This window comes from Desulfatitalea alkaliphila (genome assembly GCF_022968795.1).
Classification (GTDB): domain Bacteria; phylum Desulfobacterota; class Desulfobacteria; order Desulfobacterales; family Desulfosarcinaceae; genus Desulfatitalea; species Desulfatitalea alkaliphila.
This window is the reverse complement of record NZ_JALJRB010000041.1, coordinates 1-20,097: the sequence shown is the minus strand read 5'-3', so window position 1 is coordinate 20,097 and position 20,097 is coordinate 1. Positions and strand designations below refer to the sequence as shown.

The window sequence follows — 20,097 nt, the reverse complement described above, 5'->3', positions numbered from 1 at the left end:
GCGAACGGGTATTGCACGATCCCTTACTCAATCCGGTCCGCCAGGCGCGACCAGCGCACACCGAAATCTTCGCTGTCCCACGACCAATATATCAGGAATGCCTTGCCCCGCACGGCGGAGACATCCACGAACCCCCAGAAGCGGCTGTCGTTACTCTCGTCGCGGTTGTCCCCCATGGTGAACAGTTTGCCCTCGGGCACGGTGACGGGGCCGAAAAAGTCCCGCGGTTGGACCCGCTGGGGGATGACCCGCGGATCGACATAAATGGCGTGGGGGTTTTCCTCGCGCTCGCCGTTGACATACACCTGCTTGTGCCGGATCTCCACGGTGTCGCCGCCCACGGCCACCACCCGCTTGATGAAGTCCTTGCTCGGGTCCTCGGGGTAGCGGAACACCACCACATCGCCACGCTGGGGCTCTTTCACCGGAATCACAACGTAATCGGTAAAAGGGGCCTTCACGCCGTAAAGGAACTTGTTCACGAGGATGTAATCGCCGATCAGCAAAGTGTCCTGCATGGAACCGGACGGTATTTTAAAGGCCTGCACCACGAAGGTGCGAATGAACATGGCCAGCAAAATGGCAATGACGATGGCCTCGATGTTCTCGCGCAGCTTGCCCTTTTTGGCGGTCTTGGTCACCGGCGCATCGGCGGTGGCATCGGATGAAGTAGTGGTTTTCAACGCATCAACCTCGCAAGGGTGTAACCGATAAAAATTTAAAGATTCAGTTTACGTTTGTGAACATATCATTCCGTAATAAATCATTTTCAGGACCAGATCCAAATGCCGATCCGCAAGACAATGTTGGCCGCGATGCCCGCCGCCACGTCGTCCATGACGATCCCCCAGCCCCCCTGAAGTCGTCGATCCAGCTGTCGGATGGGCGGCGGTTTGACAATATCAAATAGTCGGAACAAAAGAAACCCGGCTACCCCGGTGGCAAAGCTCAAGGGAATGGCCAGCAGGGTGACACACATGCCCGCGATTTCGTCGATCACCACGGCGCCCGGATCCCGAGACCCCAATTGCCGTTCCGCGCGCCCCGCGATCCAGACCGCCGCCGCGATCAGCAGCAACACGGCGGCCGTCGCCATGGGCCAGCGTAAACAGGCCAGGAGGAATACGACAGGAAATGCGACCAGGGAGCCCAGAGTGCCGGGTGCGAAGGGAACGCGTCCGACATAGAAACCGGTTGCCAGAAACATGACGGCGTGGTGCCTCGAGCGCATGCAACGCTTCTATAGTGTGGTCGCCGCTTTGTCAAGCCGTTGTTGGACGCAAGTGCGCGCAATCGCGCCGTATTTTCCGCTTGCCGGTGCGCCGCCGCAACACTGGCCGCCATCCCGCAACCCACACTCTGTTTTCGGACTCCGCCTACATGCTCGCCCTGCCGGACATGGTGCCAATGGCGGCGCTGAGGCCGGGCCGGCCGGAATCGCCTTACGCATCCCCTTTGGCCGTTCGGGCGACCGCTTCGTACACCTGCCGCAGGGGCAACCCCTTTTCCAGGGCGATGCGCCGGCAGGCCTCGTATTCCGGCACATGGCGCACGGTTCCTTCCAGCCCGCGAACTTGTTTGACCATCACCTTGCCGAACACCGAGTCCACCGCCACCGTCTCGCGTGCCAGGGCGGTGCGTTGCACCTCATGGAAGCGCACCCCCAGGGTGGTGGTCTCCGACAACAGCCGCTCCACAATCGCCCCCCGCCGCTCCGGACGGCAGAGCACCTGCACCCAGGTGCCCGGGCGGTTCTTTTTCATCTGCACCGGCACCCAGAACACATCCAGCGCGCCCTCGGCGAACAACCGCTCCATCAGGTATCCGAAGATCTCGGGGTTCATGTCGTCGATGCAGGTTTCCACCACCACCATGGGCTCGGCATCCTCCCATCGAGAGGCTACCCTGTCCTGCTCCGCCACCGTCAAGGGTGTTCCGGTCACCACTCGCAACAGATTGGGCCGCCCTTCGGTTTGCCGCGAACCGGCGCCGTAGCCTACCGCCGCCATGCGCATGGGCGGCATGGTCTGGAACCCTTCGGCCAACCCGGTTGCAATGGCCGCCCCGGTGGGCGTCACCAGCTCCATCTGTGCATCGTCGCCATAAATCGGGACCCCCTTGAGCAGTTCCAACGTCGCGGGCGCCGGCACCGGCAGCACCCCGTGAGCGCATTTGACAAACCCGCACCCCATGGGCAGCGGCGAAACGACCAGACGTTGGATGCCCAGATATTCCAGCCCCAGGCAGGTGCCCACGATATCCACGATGGCATCCACGGCTCCCACTTCATGAAAGTGCACCGTTGACTTATCACACCCATGGACAGCGGCCTCGGCCTCGGCCAAGCGATGGAAAACCGCCAGGCTGCGGGATTTGACGCCATCGGAAAGGTCGCTGCCGCCGATCAAGCTTTCAATATCCGCCAAGCCCCGATGGTGGTGGGTTTCCGTGATCCGCACCTGCACCTGCATCGCCTTGATGCCGCTGCGCGACACCGATTCGGCCGCCAGCGCGAAATCGGCCAACGGCAAACCCCGCAACTGTTCTTCCAGCCAGCCCACCGGAACGCCCAGATGCACCAGGGCCCCCAAGGTCATGTCACCGCTGATCCCGGAAAAACAGTCCAGATAGGCCAGCCGAGCCTCGCTATTTCCTTGCGCCATCGATCCTCCCCCTACCCCCGGCCCAACAGACCAACCCCATCAAACCGGTTGACATTTTTAGCGCTTCGAATACAATGCACTACGTTAGTCGCTCTCTGAATGTTAATGGTCTCTGAATACGGAAGTGGACAGCTCACTGGTGGGGCTCCCGGACTTCAAATCCGGTGTGAGGCGCTAGAACCGTCTCAGGTGGGTTCGATTCCCATGCACTTCCGCCATTCTTTCATCTCATGCCATTTCAAATCGACAGGCCATCGGCTGGCTATCGCTCTCTTCCTTTTCTTATGATATCAACAATTTCCTTAGTGGAAACATTTGCTTTAATGGAAGGCACCTTGAGCGGGGATGCAGCCTCCTTTTCCGGTACGAGCGCAAAAGTTCGGCCGTCTCTCCTTCTGATCAACACCTTTCCATTCAATTCAGCTTGCTCAAGCACTGCTGCAAGCTTTTGCCTGGCTTCAGAGTAGGTGTAGACTTGCATTCAAACCTCCAAGATTTCAACTTTCATGCTTTGAGCCGCCGCAATCATTTTGCGATCCAAAGTCAGCAGGGGCGATCTATATCGACCGGCACAATCCAAAAAATAGGCATCATATGCATAGATGTTGATCGATTTGGACAATTGCAATACATTCGCGAAATCCGGCTCAACATATCGGATTGGAATGGTTTGGAATATCTCCATTCCCTTTTGTGCCTCATTAAGTGTCAACCTGTTTTGCTTGAACATCGCCGAGAAAGCATTGCCTACTTCCCAGGGAATGGAACCGGGCCCAATAAGGGAATTTCCGGTTGTGATTTCAATAATTTTTATTCTCTCCGGCTCATCGACCAAAACAGCGATCAGGGCGGATGTATCGATTACAATGTCCATGTTGATCTCCAAGTTCTCGCTTATTGACAATTGTACAACAACAACTCGCCTCGTCAAGAGTCAATTTGAGTGCCGAGGCGCTGTCGGATCTTGCCCAGCAGCTCGATGTGATGGTTAAAAGGTTCCGCATTTAGTCACCTGATCCCCCATCATATAGAATCGTCCGCATGACCCGCGCCAAATCTTCCACCAGGTAGGGTTTTTTCAGAAAGCCGCCGGCGCCCAGCGCTTTTGCTTCCGCCACCCTTTCGGTTTCGCCGAAACCGCTGGTGATGAGGGCCTTCTGGTCCCGTCGAACCGTACGCAGCCTTTTGAAGGTTTCAAGGCCATCCATGCCCTGGCCCATGATCATGTCCAGAATCACCAGGTCCGCCCGATGGGATTTCAGGTAACGCACCGCCGCCTCTCCGCTGGGCACCGCATGCGCTTCATACCCCAGGGAAGCGATCATGTTGCAGGCGATTTCACGCATCTCCGCCGCGTCATCCACCACCAGCACCGACTCACCGTTGCCCATGTATTGGGACAAGCAAGGGGTGTCGGTCTTCGTCAATGCAGCGGTTGTAGCGGGGAAGAACAATGTGAAGGTGGTGCCGCCCCCTTGGCTGGTCTGCACATCGATGAAACCGCCGTGGTCCTTGACCACGTTCCACACCACGGCCATGCCCAGACCGGTGCCGCTGCGTCCCAATTTCTTCTTGGTGTAAAACGGTTCGAATATGCGTTCCACCTGGCTTGAATGAATACCGGTGCCGGTATCGCTGACGACCAGCGTCGCATAGCGCCCGGGGGGAATGGATTCCAGCGCCTCCAACGACTGCTCGAGCAACCGGTTTTCGGTGCGCACGACCAATTCGCCACCGGCGGGCATTGCCTCGGCGCCGTTGGACACCAGGTTCATGATCACCCGCATCAAATGGAAGGACGATCCATTGATGTTTTCCAGCCCCCCGTCCATCGAGATGGAAAAGGACACATCCGGATGAAATTTCTTGATCTTCTCCATTTCGGGACTCATCATGAAATCCCCAAGGATCATGTCAAGATTGACAACCTCGCCGGAGGCCAGCCCCCTTCTGGTCATGGCCAGCATTTCCTGGACCATGGCCGCGGCTTTCATGCCGGAGTTTCTAATGACGCTCACCATTTTTCGCATTGGGCTGTCTTCGGGCAACTGCATGAGCAACAGGTCGGGATAGCTCACCACCCCCATGAGAACATTGTTCAGATCGTGGGCCACGCTGCCGGACAAAATACCCAGCGCCTCCATTTTCTGGGCCAGTTGAAGACGGTCTTCCAGTGATCGGCGTTCCTTTTCCACCCGGTCTCGCTCCTGGATTTCGGCCATCAACCGTTCATTGGCTTCCCGCAATTGCAAATTCCGGCGATCCATCTGTTGAATCATGTCGACAAGCCGCCTGTTCAAACGGCCAAGGGCCACCACAACGATGCCCACCGTCAACATCAGGCCGGATACGGCCTGCGCCCACGAAATGGGCGCCACCATGAAGGCCGCCACATCGAAGTGAAACCGGATCAGGCCCATATGAACGCCTTTGCCGATCGCGGCAATGGCAATGACCGCGACACCCGTCGCCGCGACCCCGGCCCGCAGGCCGAAGAGCAGGGCCGCCAGCATGCAGAAAACAAACAGACCCATGAAGGCCATGGCCATCAAGCCCCACGTCACCAGCGCCACAACCCCCAAAACCAATGACAGGCTCAAGAGCACAATGGCCCGGATGCGAAACGATAAACGGTTCTCCAACAAAAAGCATCCGAGCACCCCCAAAAAAACCACCACATTGATGAAGAAAGTGGGATGCCATCCGAAGATGCTGTTGCGCCAAGCGGACAGCAGCAGCGCAACCGATCCGAGTATGACCAAGGCACGGAAAATAAGTTTGAGCTGTTCGTCGCGAATGTCCGTGAGGGCGTCACCGGGTTCGATCGGACCGGCTGTTTCCGAACGGTCGTCAAGGACGACGGAACCATTGTTGCCGATGTTGATCGTCATTTGCGTTTCGTTCCAGTCTTGAAGTACATCAGCTCCACCTGCATCGTTTTGCCGCGCCAAACAATTCACGCCGCCGTTACGGATGGTTGTGGGCCTGTTGACACCCGCCATGCACATCGATTTCCATTCAAGGCGCGAACCCTGACAACCAAATAGGAGGACATAACACAAGTGAGTTACAATTTACATTCCCGCCGATTTCGGAGGCATCCATTTTCGGTGCGACCGGAACCATCCGAAAGGCTTTGCGGCCCCTTCGAAGGCCCTGACTCGGCTCAGCCCACCGCGATGTTTTCGATCATTTGCACGTCGCCGGCATCGAGTTCGAAATCGTAGACCGACAGATCCTCGCGCATGTGGGTTTCGCTGGTGGTGCCGGTGAGGGGGATCATGCCCACCTGGAGGGCGAAGCGGAAAACGATCTGGGGTACCGTGCGGCGCAACTGTTGGACCAAGCGGAAAACCCCCGGTTGGTTGAGAACGGCGGCATTGGCGGTGAGCAGGGAGAAGCCCTGGTAGATGATGCCGTTTTGGCGGCACACGGCGCGCACGCGGGCATCCCAGCCGGTGTGCGCGAAGCAGCGGTTCTGCACGAAGGCGGGCATGACGGTCGCCTTTTCCAGCAGCAGGGTCAACTGGTCCACCGCGATATTGGAGACACCGATCCGTCGGACGGCGCCTTCCTGTTGCAAAGCCTCCATGCGTCGCCACACCTCCCAGTCGACAGGGCTCAGGCCCTGGCGCACCGACGGGCCGTGCAGGATAAAGGCGTCCAGATATTCGGTGTGAAGGTGATCCAGGGAGCTTGCCAGGGATTGGGCGACCTGTTCGGCAGGGGCTGCCGCGGGATCGTAGGGCAGCCGATGGTCCTGGCCGGCGGTGTAGGTGAATTTGGTTTGCACAAAGAGATCCTCGCGCCGTACCTCGCCGGCATCGATGGCGCTCTTGAGCGCCGCGCCCACGCCGGCTTCGTGGTAGTGGCGGCGCTGGTTGGCGGTGTCGATACCCCGAAATCCGGCGGCCAGGGCTTTTCGCACCAGCGGTTCGGTCTGATCCTCTTTCCAGGCGGTGCCGTAGAAGAAAGTGGGCACGCGCCGTTCACGATGAACGAGATGGGTTTCGATGGGGTATAATCCGGTCATGCGGTCTCCTTTCGATGGGTTGTGTATCCGAATAGGGTAAGGATGGTGGCCGGCACCGGCAACGGGTTGCCGGTGTTGCGCGGCAACAAGAGGTCATGTGCATCTGCACTTGATTTCCACATGCGATTGGCCCGCACTGAATTGGGCTGCCCGTTGACCCCCCGCCCTTCCCTGTTATATGAATTTGAATTGAAGAGAGCGGCGCTTGCCCGGGATCGTGCCGCACCGCGCCTTTAAAAAACCTTCAACGAAAAGCAGGAAGGAAACCCATGAACGCCAAAGAGTTCGCCAAAACCTTGACCGTCGACGGCCGGGACTACACCTATTACGATATCCGTGAACTGGAAGCCCGCAACATCGCCCCCATCGGGCGGCTGCCCTTTTCCATCCGCATTCTGGTGGAAAACCTGCTGCGCAAGATGGACGGCAAGGTGGTGCGCGAGGCCGATTTGAAAGCCGTGGCCGGGTGGCAAAAACAGTACGACGCGCCGGTGGAGATTCCCTACCACCCGGCCCGCGTGCTGATGCAGGACTTCACCGGGGTGCCGGCGGTGGTGGATCTGGCGGCCATGCGCGACGCCATGCGGGACCAGGGCGGCGACCCGGCCCGCATCAATCCCCTGGTGCCGGTGGAGCTGATCGTGGACCACTCGGTGCAGATCGACTACTACGGCACCACCCGCTCCCTGGAAGACAACGTGGCCAAGGAGTACGAGCGCAACGGCGAACGCTACAAGCTGCTCAAATGGGCCCAGATCAGCTTCGACAACTTCAAGGTGGTGCCGCCCAACTCGGGCATCTGCCACCAGGTCAACCTGGAGCACCTGGGCCGGGTGGTGATCGCCGACCCGGACGGCGACGGTACCGTGGCCTACCCCGACACCCTGGTGGGCACCGATTCCCACACCACCATGATCAACGCCATCGGCGTCATGGGCTGGGGCGTGGGCGGCATCGAGGCCGAAGCGGTCATGCTGGGCCAGCCCTACTACATGGCCATTCCCGAAGTGATCGGGGTCAAGCTGAGCGGTCGGCTGCGGGAAGGGATCACCGCCACCGACCTGGTGCTGCGGGTGACCGAAATGCTGCGCAATCACGGCGTGGTGGAGAAGTTCGTGGAGTTCTTCGGCCCCGGCCTGAAGCACCTCTCCGTGCCGGATCGCGCCACCATCGCCAACATGTCCCCCGAATACGGCGCCACCATGGGCTTCTTCCCGGTGGACGACAAGACCCTGGAATATCTGCGCATGACCGACCGCGAACCACAGGCCGCTCTCACCGAAGCCTACACCAAGGCCGTGGGGCTCTTCTACACCGAATCCGAGCAGCCCGAATACACCCAAATGCTGGAGCTGGACCTGGACACGGTGGAACCCTCCCTGGCCGGCCCGGCACGTCCCCAGGACCGCATCGCCCTTTCGGCCATGAAGGGGGCCTTCGCCAAAATCCTGGGCTGCGAATACGACCGGGACGCGGAACTGGCGCACATTTCAAAATTCCACGACGAGTCGGGCAATGTCACCCACCGCCCCCTCAAGTGCCGGCCCCTGGTGCAGCGGGAGTTCGAAATCGCCCTCAACGGCCGCCACACCAAGATCGGCGACGGCCATGTGGTGATCGCCGCCATCACCTCCTGCACCAACACCTCCAACCCCCACGTGCTCATCGGCGCGGGCCTGCTGGCCAAGGCCGCCGTGGCCCGCGGCCTGAAGGTCTCGCCCCTGGTCAAAACCTCCCTGGCGCCGGGATCCAAGGTGGTGGTCGACTACCTCGAAGCCGCCGGCCTGATGCCCTACCTGGAGGCCCTGGGCTTTCACCTGGCGGCCTTCGGCTGCACCACCTGCATCGGCAACAGCGGCCCCCTGCACCCGGAGGTGGAGCGCACCATCAGCGACCACAACCTCAACGTGGCCGCCGTGCTCTCGGGCAACCGCAACTTCGAAGCCCGCATCCACCAGAACGTCAAATCCAACTTCCTCGCCTCGCCCATGCTGGTGGTGGCCTACGCCCTGGCCGGCCGGGTGGACATCGACCTGACCATCGAACCCATCGGCCTGGATCCCAACGGCCGCCCGGTCTTCCTGGATGAACTCTGGCCCGCCCTCGCAACCGTGGACACCCTGGTGCGCGACCATGTGAAGCAGGAATTCTACACCCGCGAATACGGCCGCATCTTCGACGGCGACCAGTTCTGGAAAGCCCTCGAGGTCACCGAAAGCACCACCTACGCCTGGGAACCGCAATCCACCTACATCAAAAAGCCGCCCTACTTCGACGGCTTTCAGACCACCCCCACCCCGCCCACCCAACTGGAAAAAGCGCGCGCTTTTCTGCTGCTGGGCGACACGGTCACCACCGACCACATCTCGCCGGCCGGCGCCATTCCCAAGGAGTACCCCGCCGGCCTGCATTTGATCGAAAAGGGGGTCGAACCGGACCAGTTCAACTCCTACGGCTCGCGCCGCGGCAACCACGAAGTGATGATGCGCGGCACCTTCGCCAACGTGCGCATCAAAAACAAGCTGGTGGCCCCCAAGGAAGGCGGCTGGACCCTCAAGTTTCCCGAAAAAGAGGAGATGTTCAACTACGACGCCGCCATGGCCTACCACAAGGAAAACATTCCCCTGGTGGTTCTGGGCGGCAAGGAGTACGGCACCGGCTCCTCCCGCGACTGGGCGGCCAAAGGCACCCACCTGCTGGGCATCGAGGCCGTGCTGACCGAATCCTACGAACGGATCCACCGCAACAACCTGGTGGGCATGGGCGTCCTGCCCCTGGTCTTCAAGCCGGGCGAAAACGCCGAAACCCTGGGGCTGGACGGCAGCGAAACCTACACCATCGAAGGCCTGGCCGGCATCAAACCGCGCAAGACCCTCAAAGTCCGCGCCGTTAAGGAAGACGGCAAGGAGATCGCCTTCGAGGCCATCGCCCGCCTGGACACCGACGTGGATGTCACCTACTTCGAGCACGGCGGCATTCTGCCCTATGTGCTGCGCAAATTGATGGCGGGGTGAAAAAATCACCGTCGAACAATGAACCACGGATTGTGCAAATCGGGCTTGTTGTAGCGCAGCGGGTCGCCCTCCTCATAGGTCACCACCCGACCGCCGGCGCAGGCGACGATGGCCTGGCCGGCGGCGGTGTCCCACTCCATGGTGGGGCCCAGACGGGGGTATTTATCGGCCGCCCCTTCGGCCACCAGGCAGAATTTCAAGGAACTGCCCGCCGATATTCGGACCATATCGGGGTGGTCCGCCGCCAGGGCCGACAAGTGGCGCTGCAAATCATCGGTGACATGGGAACGGCTGGCGGCCACGGTGAAGGGTCGCTTTGCGGCGCCCACCAAGGGCAAGGGGTGCGCAACGGCCAACAACCGTTCCAGTGCCGCCTCGGGGGCCTCCACCCATCCGTCCAAAGCCGCCGAAATCGCCGCAACTCGCTCGACCTTGTAAGCACCCAGCGCCTCGGCGGCAAAATAACAAGCCCCGCTCACCGGCACGAAAATCACGCCCAAAACAGGCCGCTGGTCGTCGATCAGAGCGATATTGACCGTGAACTCCCCGTTGCGCTTGACAAACTCCTTGGTGCCGTCCAGCGGATCCACCATCCAGAACCGGCCCCACCCCCTGCGCTCGTCATAGGGAATATCGCGCCCCTCCTCGCTGAGCAGCGGCAGCGCCGTGGCACGCAAGCGATCCCGAATCACAGCGTGGGCCGCCAGGTCGGCGCGGGTCAAGGGCGAGCGGTCCGCCTTGATATCCACCCCGAAATCGGTACCGTACACCTCCAAAATCGCCGCCCCGGCCCGCGCCGCCGCATCGATCGCCGCAACCAAATAATCCGCCGTTTCCATCGTCATCCCCCTGACCTTCCCATCGTCAAAACAGCCATCACCCAAACAACCGCAACGATCATAACGCCCGTAACCCTAAACCGTAGGGTGGATCAAGCGAAGCGGATCCACCACCGTGCAAGCACGTAAAGGCATTCTGTCCATTTTGGTGGATCCGCTCCGCTTGATCCACCCTACGACTACGGCAACCAACCCAACGACAAGTAACCCTCGACAACCGGCCCACGAAAATCACCCACAACAACCAACCCTCAACAACCGACCCACAACAACCGACCCACAACCTACAACCCCACAACCCACAACCCACAACCTACGATCCCACCCGCTCCATTGCCGCTACCGCCTCTATATGAAAGGTGTGGGGAAACATATCCACCGGCTGCACCTGCGTCACGCGATAGTGATCCCGCATCAGCCCCAAATCCCGCGCCAGGGTGGCCGGATTGCACGACACATAAACGATGCGCTCCGGCGCCAACGCCAGCACCGCCGCCACCACGTCGGCATGCATCCCCGCCCGGGGCGGATCGATGATCATCACCTCCGGCCGCGCGTCCAATGCCGGCAACGTGCGCCGGATATCGCCGGCCACGAAGCGGCAGTTGTCGATACCATTGCGCCCGCAATTGCGCCGGGCGTCGGCCACCGCGCTCTCCACCACCTCCAGCCCGATCACCTCCCGGGCCTGCCCTGCCAGGTAGATGGCGATGGTGCCGGTACCGCAATACAGATCCAGCACCGTTTCAGCGCCCGTCAAACCGGTATATTCTTCCACCGTGTCGTACAAACGCGCGGCGCCCCGGGTGTTGGTCTGAAAGAAAGAGTTGGCCGACAGCTCGAATTCAAAAGGCCCGATCCGCTCCAGCATCATTGGCGCGCCCACCAAAGGCACCTCATACTGACCCACGGCCACGCCGGCCCGACTGTCGGTCACGTTGTTGACCACCGACACCACCGCGGGATATTTTTCCGCCAGCAGATCGGCCAACGGCTGCACCTGCTCCCGCTCCGAAGAAGCGGTCACCAGGTTAACCATCCACTGATCATCGGCAGTGCTGTGGCGCAATACCAGAAAGCGCCAAAACCCCTCGTGGCTGCGCAACCCGTAAACCGGCAGCAGCGACGCCTGAATGTACCGGCGCACATCCCCCAGAATCCGGTTGCCCGTGTCCGGCTGCAACAGGCACGCCTCGATATCCAACACCTTGTCGAAGGTACCCGGCACATGCAGCCCCAAGGCCATACCGGCGGCCACATCTTCGCGTCCCAACTCCTCGGGCAGCAGCCATCGGCGCTCGGCGCAGGAAAACTCCATCTTGTTGCGATAACCATATATCGCATCGCTGCCCAAAGTGGGATGCACCGGCACCCCCTCCACCCCACCGATATGGGCCAGAGCCTCCTGCACATGCTGCTGTTTGTAAACCAGTTGCCGCTCGTAATCCAGAAACTGCCACTTGCACCCCCCGCAGTAGCCGCTGTAAGGACAGGGTGCGGGCACGCGATCCGGCGACGGCGAAATCAGCGACACCACCCGCGCTTCGGCATAGCGCTGCTTCTTTTTGTACACCCGCGCCAACACCCGATCCCCGGGCACCGCCCCATCTACAAATACCGCCATCCCCTCCAGGCGCGTCAACCCCCGCCCGCCAAAGGCGATGGCAGTGATGTCCAGCTCGATCTCTTGTCCTTTTTTCACCACGCGGTTGTTCCTTCAGCCGCGGCATGCTATGCCGGGCAACATTCACGATAATCCGTAATTCCATGCGGGCACCGGCAGCAGCATTCAACTGCAACACACGCAACACAACCGCCCGCCATCCACCACCCAACCCCAACCCCCGAACCCGAAAACGGGAAGGAGAAACAACCCCTTGACCACACGCCCAACCAACCCAACAACCCCTATCAACCCACCAAACTCAATAAACTCAACAAACCCACCAAACTCCCACACCATCCACTTCAAATCCGACGGCCACCGCCTGACCGGCACCCTGCACCTGCCCGACGTTGACCGGCCGCCCGTGGTAATCGGCTGCCACGGCCTGCTGGCCGACCGCCGCTCCCCCAAGCAGATCGCCCTGGCCAACGCCCTGGGCCGCCTGGGTATCGCCTACCTGCGCTTCGACCACCGCGGTTGCGGCGACAGCCAAGGCCATTTAGCGGCGGAACACTTGCTGGATGACCGCTGCCGCGACTTGTATCACGCCATGCAAACCTTGCAAACCCTAGCCATTCCCAGCGCCCACGAAACCGACAATCCCACATCCGATCAAGGGGCCGCCACCGGCCAACACCCACCCGCAGACAGGCACACGACAACCCTGGACACCCCACCCGCACCCACCACCCTCGGCCCCCTCATCGCCCTGTTCGGCAGCAGCTTCGGCGGCACCGTAATCATGGCCACCGCCGCCGTCCACCCGGTGCCCTGCCTGATCACCTACGCCGCCCCCATCCAGAGCCGGGCCATCGAAGCAGCCGCCGCCGAACAACTCAAATCGCACGCCCCCCAAAACCTGCAACAGGTGGCCCGCCTCTCCTTCGACATCACGCCCCTCCTGCCCGCGCTCCACCACATCCTCGTCATCCACGGCGATCAGGACGAAATCGTACCCCCGTCCCATGCCCGCCGCATCCACCAACTGGCCCAACCCCCCAAACAACTGATCCTTCAACCCGGCGGCGACCACCGCATGACCGACGCACACCACCAAGCCCGGTTTCTCGAATCGTGCACCGCCTGGATCCAAACCTGCCTGCAGCCCGATCAGCTGCCCTGATCGCGGACAAAAAAGGGGGCGGCACCCCAGGTACCACCCCCCTCAAAAAAAACAACACAATCCAGCACAACAATGAACGTCTACCTCTTACGCTCCATCAACGTCCGGATAATCTCCTCCTGATACTGACTCAACTTGCTGTCGAACTGCACCCCGATGCCGCCATCGCCCACCCGCACAATCTTGCCTGCCACCTTGAAATGGCTCTGGGTGGTGGGCATGGTAAACGTCAAAGCAACGCCATCGCCGATCTTCAACGGCTCCCGGGTCTCGATGAACACCCCGCCCTTGCTCAAATCCTGTATGAAATCATGATAGACCCGCTTCTGATCGGAGTAATCCACGGCGATCAAACACGGAATCCGCTTATCATCCCGCCGCTCGTTCTGCTGCCACTCCAACAACAACGCCAGCAGCATCTCCTTCTTCTCGTCGGAAAGGTTCTCCACCAAGTTTCGGATGCGCATCACCAAATCCATCCCGGCACCAGTATCATCTATTCTACGCGTCATTATCATCCATCCCTCTTACGAAAAGAGCAAAACACAGGACCATTCTTCCCAAATATCGTAGGGTGGATCAAGCGCAGCGGATCCACCATGCCCCAAAACCATCCCCCTCCCAACAGCACAACCGTAGCGCAACCGTAGGGTGGATCAAGCGCAGCGGATCCACCATCCCCACCATGTAATGCTACCCACCCAACCATCAACACCCACCAAACCAAAAAATCAAAATATGAACTCAATTACCCAATCATCATGAAATCACCTACCACAAACAAGCGCTGAAACACCAAACAGCACAATCCAAAACCGAACACCCGAATCCCTACCACAACCACAACACCATGTTATTAATCACAATAAACACATCCACAAAAAACACCAAGCCTCTTGGCACCATAGTTGCGTTACAAATCCAACATTAGCACCGGGCAAAGCCCGAAAGCAAATGATTTCAAAATACTTTGTTGGTTCATGCAACTGTTCTGGTTCAAACTGTTCTGCCTCCAAAAGGAGACGTCGAAATGAAAAAATTCTCTATATATATGATTTTCACCCTCGTCCTCATCTCTGCGACCCTTCTTGTTGCGGGCAACCCCTTTGCCGCGTCGCCGGAACCCGCCACCATGTCCCTGTTGGGTATCGGTTTGATCGGCGTCGCCGGCGTTGTTCGGTGGCAGCAGCGCTACCGGTAATGCATGTTGCATTGGCATTGAATGTAGCCGGATGGTGGATCCGCTTCGCTTGATCCACCCTACGATTGGGTTGGCCGTCAACGGCTGGTTTCTCCGCAAATTGTGGGTAAGCCCTTTGGTGGATCCGCTTCGCTTGATCCACCCTACGATTAATGGTTAACGGTTAACGGTTAACGGTTTACGGTTTGCGGTTAACGATGGGGTTGCCCGTGCGGTTGGATTTGCCGTTGGTGGTGGAAAAGAATCAGCAAGCTGCCCCGTGGAAGCGGGCGTTCGAGGAAGGGGTGGGCATATGAAAACAAATTATATGAAAAAAAGCAAAAAATCCAGGCGGATGGTGTTGGCGGCTGTGTTGGCGGCAATCGTTTTGGGTTTGCCGATGACCCTGTATATCGGCGCCGCCATATCGCAGAGTAAAAAGCAATCCCACAGCGGCCTAACCAATATCAACACCGATATCGCCCCTGGCGCCATTGCCGAAGAAAACGGTGCGACAACCGATGATAGCGCGCGAGGCGTTCAACCCGGTGCAATGCGCAGAACAATGCCGGTGCACGCATCCGCCGCACGGTGGACGGGTGATGGGGCGCCATACCGGAATGATCCTACCGGCGCAGACTACTGGCTGGACACCATGACCGACGGCGCCGCAGTCCTGGACAGCCGTGCTACGGCACCGAGCCGATCCAACCTGGCTGCCTACCCAGGCTTCGGCGATCATCGAAGCAGCCTGAACGGCCGTGCAGGTTCCAGCCCATTATCACCCCCGTCGGCCGCCGCAGGCATGCCGCAAACTTCGGCGACGCCCGGATCAGGCCCCTCGGCAATGCCCACACCGCCAGGTGGCGCCATCCAGCCGGCCGCAAGGCCCATGGACGGACTGCCTCCCTTTGGCAATCCCGGCAACTCGCTTGATCCGTTTGCGCCGGACAACCTACCGGGTGTCGGGAACCCATCCCAGCCCGAAACACCCGCTTCAGAACCCTCGGCAATGCCCACACCGCCAGGTGGCCCAATAGAGCCGACCCCAAGCCCCATGGACGGACTGCCACCCTTTGGCGATCCCGGCAATCCTCTTGATCCGTTTGAGCCGGCCAACCCGCCGGGTGACGGGAACCCATTTCAACCCGAAACACCCGGATCAAGCCCTTCGGCAATGCCCACACCGCCAGGTGGCGCCATCCAGCCGGGCGCAAGGCCCATGGACGGACTGCCGCCCTTTGGTGAACCCGGCAACCCGTTTGATCCGTTTGCACCGGATAACCCGCCGGCTAACGGCAACCCATTCCAACCGGAAACGCCCGCGCCCGCACCGGTGCCCGAACCGGCCACCATCCTCATGCTCGCCGTCGGCCTGCTGGGCATCGTTGCCGCAAGCGCAAGGCACACAAAACGTCGGGGCCGGCAAACGCCCGATCCTTCAAATCACTGAGCGTCGATGATTGCAGAGCGCGAAAAGAAACAGCGGGGTGGATCAAGCCCAACCGATCCACCCCGCTGTACACCCCGCTGTCGATCTCGCAAAACCGCGGTTTAGCGCGCGGCACTCAACTCCTCAATTACCCTGCGGGCCTCCTCGGCCTCAGCCTCCGCCAGGCCCGGATCCAAGGCCAACGCCCGTTCCAAAGCCGCCCGCGCCAGCTCCGCATCCCCCTTCTGGTGCAGGGCCAGCCCCAAGTGATACTGCACCGTTGCGTTGTCGGGCATCTTTTCTAAACTGGCGCTGAATTCCGCAAGGGCACTATCGTACAACCCACGCTTGTAGTAAACCCAGCCCAGCGTATCCATCACATATGGATCATCCGGCAAACGCCGCTTTGCCGTCTGCGCCAGTTGCAGCGCCTCGCCCAGCTCCTGCCCTTCATCCGCCAGCAAGTAAGCCAGGTTGTTGGCCGCCGGGGCGAACTCCCCATCGATGCGTAACGCCGCTCGATAGTGCTTTTGCGCCTCTTCCATGCGCGCCTGGCCTTGGAACAAAGTACCCAACATAAAATGCGCCCCCGGTTGGTTGGCATCTCTATCCAAAGCGGCCTCGTATTGCCGTATCGCCTTGTCCTGCTCACCTCGGCGGGTGAAAATGCGCGCCAAACCATAGTAGGGTTGCATGAACTGTGGTGCGCGCTCGATCGCCGTTTCAAAGGCCTGAACAGCCTCCGCATCCTTTTGCTGAAACGCAAACACACGGCCCTTGAGGTCCCAAACGGCTGCCTGCACCATCGGGGCATCCGGGTTCCGGGCCAACATCCGATCACATGCATCGATGGCCTTGCCGAAATCCCCCCTTCGCGTGTGGATTTGCACCGCCTGGGAGAGCGCAAGCACAAAAGTACCATCCACTGACATTGCCTGCTCGAAGCTGTCCAATGCTTCCGTGAGCGCTTCGCGGGACAAATGCACCAACCCCAGGTAGAACCGGGCTTGCGCATTCTGCCCGTCCAAGTCCGCCAATCGCCGAAAGGTCCCTTCGGCCTCACCGATCTTGCGCTGGCCCATCTGCGCACGACCCAACTGCAGCATTACGCGCCGGTTGTCCGGTTGCTCACCAAGCACCTCGCGGCTCAACCGCTCCGCCCCATCGAACACGCGCTCCCGCAAATAAATGTCGGTCAGCACCATCTTGGCACCGCTATCGCGAGGATTGAGCCGGATGGCGGCGTTCAAGGCCGTCTTGGCCATGCTCATTTCGCCACGCTGAAAGTGGGCCACCCCCTTCTGAAAGTGCACCCGGGACTCATCCGGCGATTGTTCCAACACCCGCTCGAAGACCGAAATCGCTTCCCGCAACTCGCCCGCATGCATCAACAGCTCGCCCTGCATAGCCAAAGCCGGCAAATAGTTGGGCCGTGCGGCCAACAAACGGTCATTCATCTCCCGGGCCTTCTCCACCTGCCGGTATTGCAAATAGAACCGGGCCGCGGCCTCCATGACCGTCGGATCGTCCCCCTGAACATCCAGGGCTTTTTGCACCATCTCGGCCGCCTCCTCGCCCCGCTCCCGCTGACCGAAAAAGCGCGCCGCCGCCAAGTAGTATTTCGCCTCCTCAGGCGCCACCTCGATGGCTTTCATATAAGACGCCTCGGCATCGGCGAACATGCCCCGCGAGCCGTAGTAGTCCCCCTGAAAAACATGCAGATCGCCGTTGCCCGGATCGATGGCAATGGCCTCCCGAATCTGCGCCTGCGCCTTGTCGTGGGCCTGCCGCGACGCGTAAAAGCGTGCCAACGTAATTCGCGGTGCCACATTCTCGGCATCCAAAGAAGCCGCCTGCAGCAAATAGGCCTCCGCCTCATCCAGCTTTCCCTGGCGCCCGTACACCTGGGCCAACCCCATGGCCGCGCGGGACCGCTGCTGCCCCGAGGCCATGATCCGGTTGTAAATCGCCTCCGCCGCATCCGGTTCCTCGGCCAACTCATGCAAACCCGCCGACATGAAAAGCCCCTCGATATTGTCCGGTTCCAACGCCAGCACCGCCGTCACCCGCTCCCGGGCCTCATCGAGCTGCCGCCCCAGCATATACATACCGGCCAGCTTCAGCAGCGCTTCCACATTGGACGCATCGACACGCTCCACCGCCGAATACTCCGCAAACGCCGCCTGGCCGTTGCCCAATCGCAAATACGTCTCACCCAACTTCAAACGTGCCGCCACAAATTGAGGATCCACCTGGATAGCGTTCTTCAAATGAATCTCCGCCACCCGATACTCCCCCTTTTCAAATGCCGCCACGCCATTCTCATAATAAGAAACCCTCTTCTTCTCATCCGAAGCACATCCCACGACCAGCGCCAACACCAAAACCCAAACCCCCAAACCCCGCAAACCAGCCATCGGAAACCTCGCCTTCATAAAGAATTAACCCCACCCCCACCCAACACACCCAAATCCAACCCACAATACACCACCCCCCACCCCCCCCGCAACACCCAACCCCACCCCGATCAATCGCACGACGCCCCAACCGCATCGCATCTCAACCGCAGGGTGGATCAATCGTAGGGTGGATCAAGCGAAGCGGATCCACCAAAACCCAACCGCCCACCCACAACCCCCCACCCACAACCCCCAACCCACAACCCCCAACCCATCATCCCTCCCCCACCAACCGCACATTATCCAAATACAACACATGCACCTCCACCGGCGACACCAAAAACATCATAAACCGATAAATACTCCCCAAATCCAAAACCCGCCGCCCATCGGAAGTCACCAACGCATCCAACGGAATCACCACACCATTCGCCCCCGGCGCCAGCACAAACCGCTGATTATATCGATCCTCATAACCCGGATAATCCTTCCGATCATCAATACGCACCGTCAGCGGCACCGACACCTCCCGCGGATTGTAAATATCGAAGGCCAAAGCCATAAACCCCCGCCAATCATTCCGATCCAACTTCGCCGACCATCCCGGATACGGCGACGGATGCAACGCCATCCGCAACGATTGCTTCCCCCGGCCGGCATACTCCTCAACAAGCGAAAAAAGTGTGAAACACTGCCAATGCATCCGGTCCAGATCCGCCTCAGTTTCAAAATCGAACAACACCAGCTCCGCGGGCACCTCAAGCGGCTCCCGCAGGCACCCCAAAATCCCCAACCACACAAAAAACCACACCGCCCAGACACGCACAGCGCATCGCTCCTTATTCATGGATCGCCCCATGGTGGATCCGCTTCCTATATTTTAATGAATTCTCCCATTGGTGGATCCGCTTCGCTTGATCCACCCTACGATTGATCCACCCTACAACCCCCAACCCACAACAAACAACCCACAACCCCCAACCCCCAACCCCCAACCCCCAACCCTCACCTAAACGCAATCACCACCACCTCCGGCCGCCGCAGCAACCGCAACCGCAAGTGGCTCGTGCCCAACCCTCGGCTCACATACATCCTGGACTTGCCCCGCTCAAACCAACCGGCATTATATCGGGCATTCTTTTCATACCCCAACAACCCCCACAGCCAACCCGGCAAAGGAATCTGCCCCCCGTGGGTATCCCCGGCCAACACCAGCACCGACCGCTCGCCATCCAGATCGTCAAAAACCAACGGGCTGTGGCTCAGCAAAATAGCCGCCGTATCCGCATCGCCCTCCAAAAATTCCCGCCACCCATCAAACGCCTGAAACGCATCCCCATCCACACCCCCGACATAGATTTCCCCATCGCCCAAAGCCACCCTCTCCGCGGCGTTGCGCAAAAACCGCACCCCGTGGGCCTGCGTCGGCGCGCCACTTCCCGGCGCATGACAAAACAAACAACTTTGCCGCCCATCGCTGTAATCATAATCGCCCATCACCGCCCAAACCCCATCCGGCGCCCGCAACCGCGCCAGAAAATCAATCGCCGGTCCCGCATCCCCCACCCAAGGAATATAATCCCCGGTCAAAAAAATCATATCCGGCCCGATATCCCCCACCACCTCCAGCACCCGCGCTTCCCGCGCCCCCATCTCCTCAATATGCAAATCGGTCAAATGTACCGCCGTCTTCCCCCGCAACCCCGCTAAAGCCCCCCCCGCATCCACCTCAAAATAACGCACCCCAA

The 20,097-nt window shown here is 60.0% G+C and carries 17 protein-coding genes and 1 tRNA gene; 5 read left to right on the top strand and 13 right to left on the bottom strand.

Features of this window, described 5'->3' with window-relative positions; all coding sequences use genetic code 11:
- Positions 1-23: 23 nt before the first annotated feature.
- The 3 genes from lepB to larC all read right to left on the bottom strand — a co-directional run bounded on the left by lepB (position 24) and on the right by larC (position 2,663).
- Positions 24-683: a signal peptidase I gene (gene lepB, locus MRX98_RS20935; protein WP_425523905.1), complete on the bottom strand. Its 660-nt coding sequence runs from the start codon at positions 681-683 to the stop codon at positions 24-26.
- Between the two features lie 86 nt (positions 684-769).
- Complete coding sequence (locus MRX98_RS20930) at positions 770-1,231, bottom strand: phosphatidylglycerophosphatase A family protein (RefSeq protein ID WP_246914795.1); 462 nt, start codon at positions 1,229-1,231, stop codon at positions 770-772.
- Between the two features lie 211 nt (positions 1,232-1,442).
- Positions 1,443-2,663 carry a nickel pincer cofactor biosynthesis protein LarC gene (gene larC, locus MRX98_RS20925; protein WP_246914792.1) on the bottom strand — a complete coding sequence of 407 codons (1,221 nt, stop codon included), beginning with the start codon at positions 2,661-2,663 and terminating at the stop codon, positions 1,443-1,445.
- 120 nt (positions 2,664-2,783) lie between these two features.
- On the opposite strand from larC, the gene MRX98_RS20920 reads away from it, so the two are divergent.
- Positions 2,784-2,881 (top strand) — tRNA-Sec (locus MRX98_RS20920).
- A gap of 44 nt (positions 2,882-2,925) precedes the next feature.
- Here MRX98_RS20920 and MRX98_RS20915 read toward each other — a convergent pair.
- The 4 genes from MRX98_RS20915 to MRX98_RS20900 all read right to left on the bottom strand — a co-directional run bounded on the left by MRX98_RS20915 (position 2,926) and on the right by MRX98_RS20900 (position 6,696).
- Positions 2,926-3,144, bottom strand: a complete 219-nt coding sequence (locus MRX98_RS20915; RefSeq protein WP_246914789.1) for a type II toxin-antitoxin system Phd/YefM family antitoxin — start codon at positions 3,142-3,144, stop codon at positions 2,926-2,928.
- Positions 3,145-3,537, bottom strand: a complete 393-nt coding sequence (locus tag MRX98_RS20910) for a type II toxin-antitoxin system VapC family toxin (protein ID WP_246914787.1) — start codon at positions 3,535-3,537, stop codon at positions 3,145-3,147.
- Positions 3,538-3,667: 130 nt separating this feature from the next.
- Positions 3,668-5,554, bottom strand: coding sequence for an ATP-binding protein (locus MRX98_RS20905; protein WP_246914784.1), 1,887 nt, complete (start codon positions 5,552-5,554; stop codon positions 3,668-3,670).
- A gap of 275 nt (positions 5,555-5,829) precedes the next feature.
- Entirely contained in the window at positions 5,830-6,696 is an 867-nt protein-coding gene (locus MRX98_RS20900; RefSeq protein ID WP_246914781.1) for an aldo/keto reductase family protein, read from the bottom strand.
- Positions 6,697-6,965: 269 nt separating this feature from the next.
- On the opposite strand from MRX98_RS20900, the gene acnA reads away from it, so the two are divergent.
- Positions 6,966-9,710 (top strand): aconitate hydratase AcnA, encoded by a 2,745-nt coding sequence (gene acnA / locus MRX98_RS20895; RefSeq protein WP_246914778.1) that lies wholly within the window; start codon positions 6,966-6,968, stop codon positions 9,708-9,710.
- A gap of 5 nt (positions 9,711-9,715) precedes the next feature.
- Here the strand turns inward: acnA and cysQ are convergent, their stop codons facing one another.
- Both cysQ and rlmD read right to left on the bottom strand, forming a co-directional pair.
- A complete protein-coding gene (gene cysQ, locus MRX98_RS20890; RefSeq protein WP_246914775.1) occupies positions 9,716-10,549 on the bottom strand; it encodes a 3'(2'),5'-bisphosphate nucleotidase CysQ in 834 nt (277 codons plus the stop codon).
- 313 nt (positions 10,550-10,862) lie between these two features.
- Entirely contained in the window at positions 10,863-12,251 is a 1,389-nt protein-coding gene (gene rlmD, locus MRX98_RS20885; protein WP_246914772.1) for a 23S rRNA (uracil(1939)-C(5))-methyltransferase RlmD, read from the bottom strand.
- Positions 12,252-12,426: 175 nt separating this feature from the next.
- On the opposite strand from rlmD, the gene MRX98_RS20880 reads away from it, so the two are divergent.
- A complete protein-coding gene (locus MRX98_RS20880; protein ID WP_246914769.1) occupies positions 12,427-13,338 on the top strand; it encodes an alpha/beta hydrolase in 912 nt (303 codons plus the stop codon).
- An 80-nt stretch (positions 13,339-13,418) separates the two neighbouring features.
- Here MRX98_RS20880 and MRX98_RS20875 read toward each other — a convergent pair whose 3' ends face one another.
- Entirely contained in the window at positions 13,419-13,805 is a 387-nt protein-coding gene (locus MRX98_RS20875; RefSeq protein WP_246914766.1) for a PilZ domain-containing protein, read from the bottom strand.
- A gap of 563 nt (positions 13,806-14,368) precedes the next feature.
- Between MRX98_RS20875 and MRX98_RS20870 the strand changes: the two genes are divergently transcribed.
- Both MRX98_RS20870 and MRX98_RS20865 read left to right on the top strand, forming a co-directional pair.
- Complete coding sequence (locus MRX98_RS20870) at positions 14,369-14,539, top strand: PEP-CTERM sorting domain-containing protein (protein WP_246914763.1); 171 nt, start codon at positions 14,369-14,371, stop codon at positions 14,537-14,539.
- A 292-nt stretch (positions 14,540-14,831) separates the two neighbouring features.
- Positions 14,832-15,971, top strand: coding sequence for a PEP-CTERM sorting domain-containing protein (locus tag MRX98_RS20865; protein WP_246914760.1), 1,140 nt, complete (start codon positions 14,832-14,834; stop codon positions 15,969-15,971).
- A 101-nt stretch (positions 15,972-16,072) separates the two neighbouring features.
- On the opposite strand, the gene MRX98_RS20860 is transcribed toward MRX98_RS20865, so the two are convergent.
- The 3 genes from MRX98_RS20860 to MRX98_RS20850 all read right to left on the bottom strand — a co-directional run.
- Positions 16,073-18,367, bottom strand: a complete 2,295-nt coding sequence (locus MRX98_RS20860; RefSeq protein ID WP_246914757.1) for a tetratricopeptide repeat protein — start codon at positions 18,365-18,367, stop codon at positions 16,073-16,075.
- A 256-nt stretch (positions 18,368-18,623) separates the two neighbouring features.
- Positions 18,624-19,196, bottom strand: a complete 573-nt coding sequence (locus MRX98_RS20855) for an efflux RND transporter periplasmic adaptor subunit (RefSeq protein ID WP_246914755.1) — start codon at positions 19,194-19,196, stop codon at positions 18,624-18,626.
- A 158-nt stretch (positions 19,197-19,354) separates the two neighbouring features.
- Positions 19,355-20,097, bottom strand: a 743-nt coding sequence (locus tag MRX98_RS20850; protein ID WP_246914752.1) for a metallophosphoesterase, incomplete at its 5' end; no start/stop codon positions are given.

Bases quoted from the DNA above. Each gene is read 5' to 3' on its own strand.
- MRX98_RS20930 (WP_246914795.1), bottom strand. From the start codon at position 1,231: ATGCGCTCGAGGCACCACGCCGTCATGTTTCTGGCAACCGGTTTCTAT.
- larC (WP_246914792.1), bottom strand. From the start codon at position 2,663: ATGGCGCAAGGAAATAGCGAGGCTCGGCTGGCCTATCTGGACTGTTTT.
- MRX98_RS20915 (WP_246914789.1), bottom strand. From the start codon at position 3,144: ATGCAAGTCTACACCTACTCTGAAGCCAGGCAAAAGCTTGCAGCAGTG.
- MRX98_RS20910 (WP_246914787.1), bottom strand. From the start codon at position 3,537: ATGGACATTGTAATCGATACATCCGCCCTGATCGCTGTTTTGGTCGAT.
- MRX98_RS20905 (WP_246914784.1), bottom strand. From the start codon at position 5,554: ATGACGATCAACATCGGCAACAATGGTTCCGTCGTCCTTGACGACCGT.
- MRX98_RS20900 (WP_246914781.1), bottom strand. From the start codon at position 6,696: ATGACCGGATTATACCCCATCGAAACCCATCTCGTTCATCGTGAACGG.
- acnA (WP_246914778.1), top strand. From the start codon at position 6,966: ATGAACGCCAAAGAGTTCGCCAAAACCTTGACCGTCGACGGCCGGGAC.
- cysQ (WP_246914775.1), bottom strand. From the start codon at position 10,549: ATGGAAACGGCGGATTATTTGGTTGCGGCGATCGATGCGGCGGCGCGG.
- MRX98_RS20875 (WP_246914766.1), bottom strand. From the start codon at position 13,805: ATGCGCATCCGAAACTTGGTGGAGAACCTTTCCGACGAGAAGAAGGAG.
- MRX98_RS20870 (WP_246914763.1), top strand. From the start codon at position 14,369: ATGAAAAAATTCTCTATATATATGATTTTCACCCTCGTCCTCATCTCT.
- MRX98_RS20865 (WP_246914760.1), top strand. From the start codon at position 14,832: ATGAAAACAAATTATATGAAAAAAAGCAAAAAATCCAGGCGGATGGTG.
- MRX98_RS20860 (WP_246914757.1), bottom strand. From the start codon at position 18,367: ATGGCTGGTTTGCGGGGTTTGGGGGTTTGGGTTTTGGTGTTGGCGCTG.
- MRX98_RS20855 (WP_246914755.1), bottom strand. From the start codon at position 19,196: ATGAATAAGGAGCGATGCGCTGTGCGTGTCTGGGCGGTGTGGTTTTTT.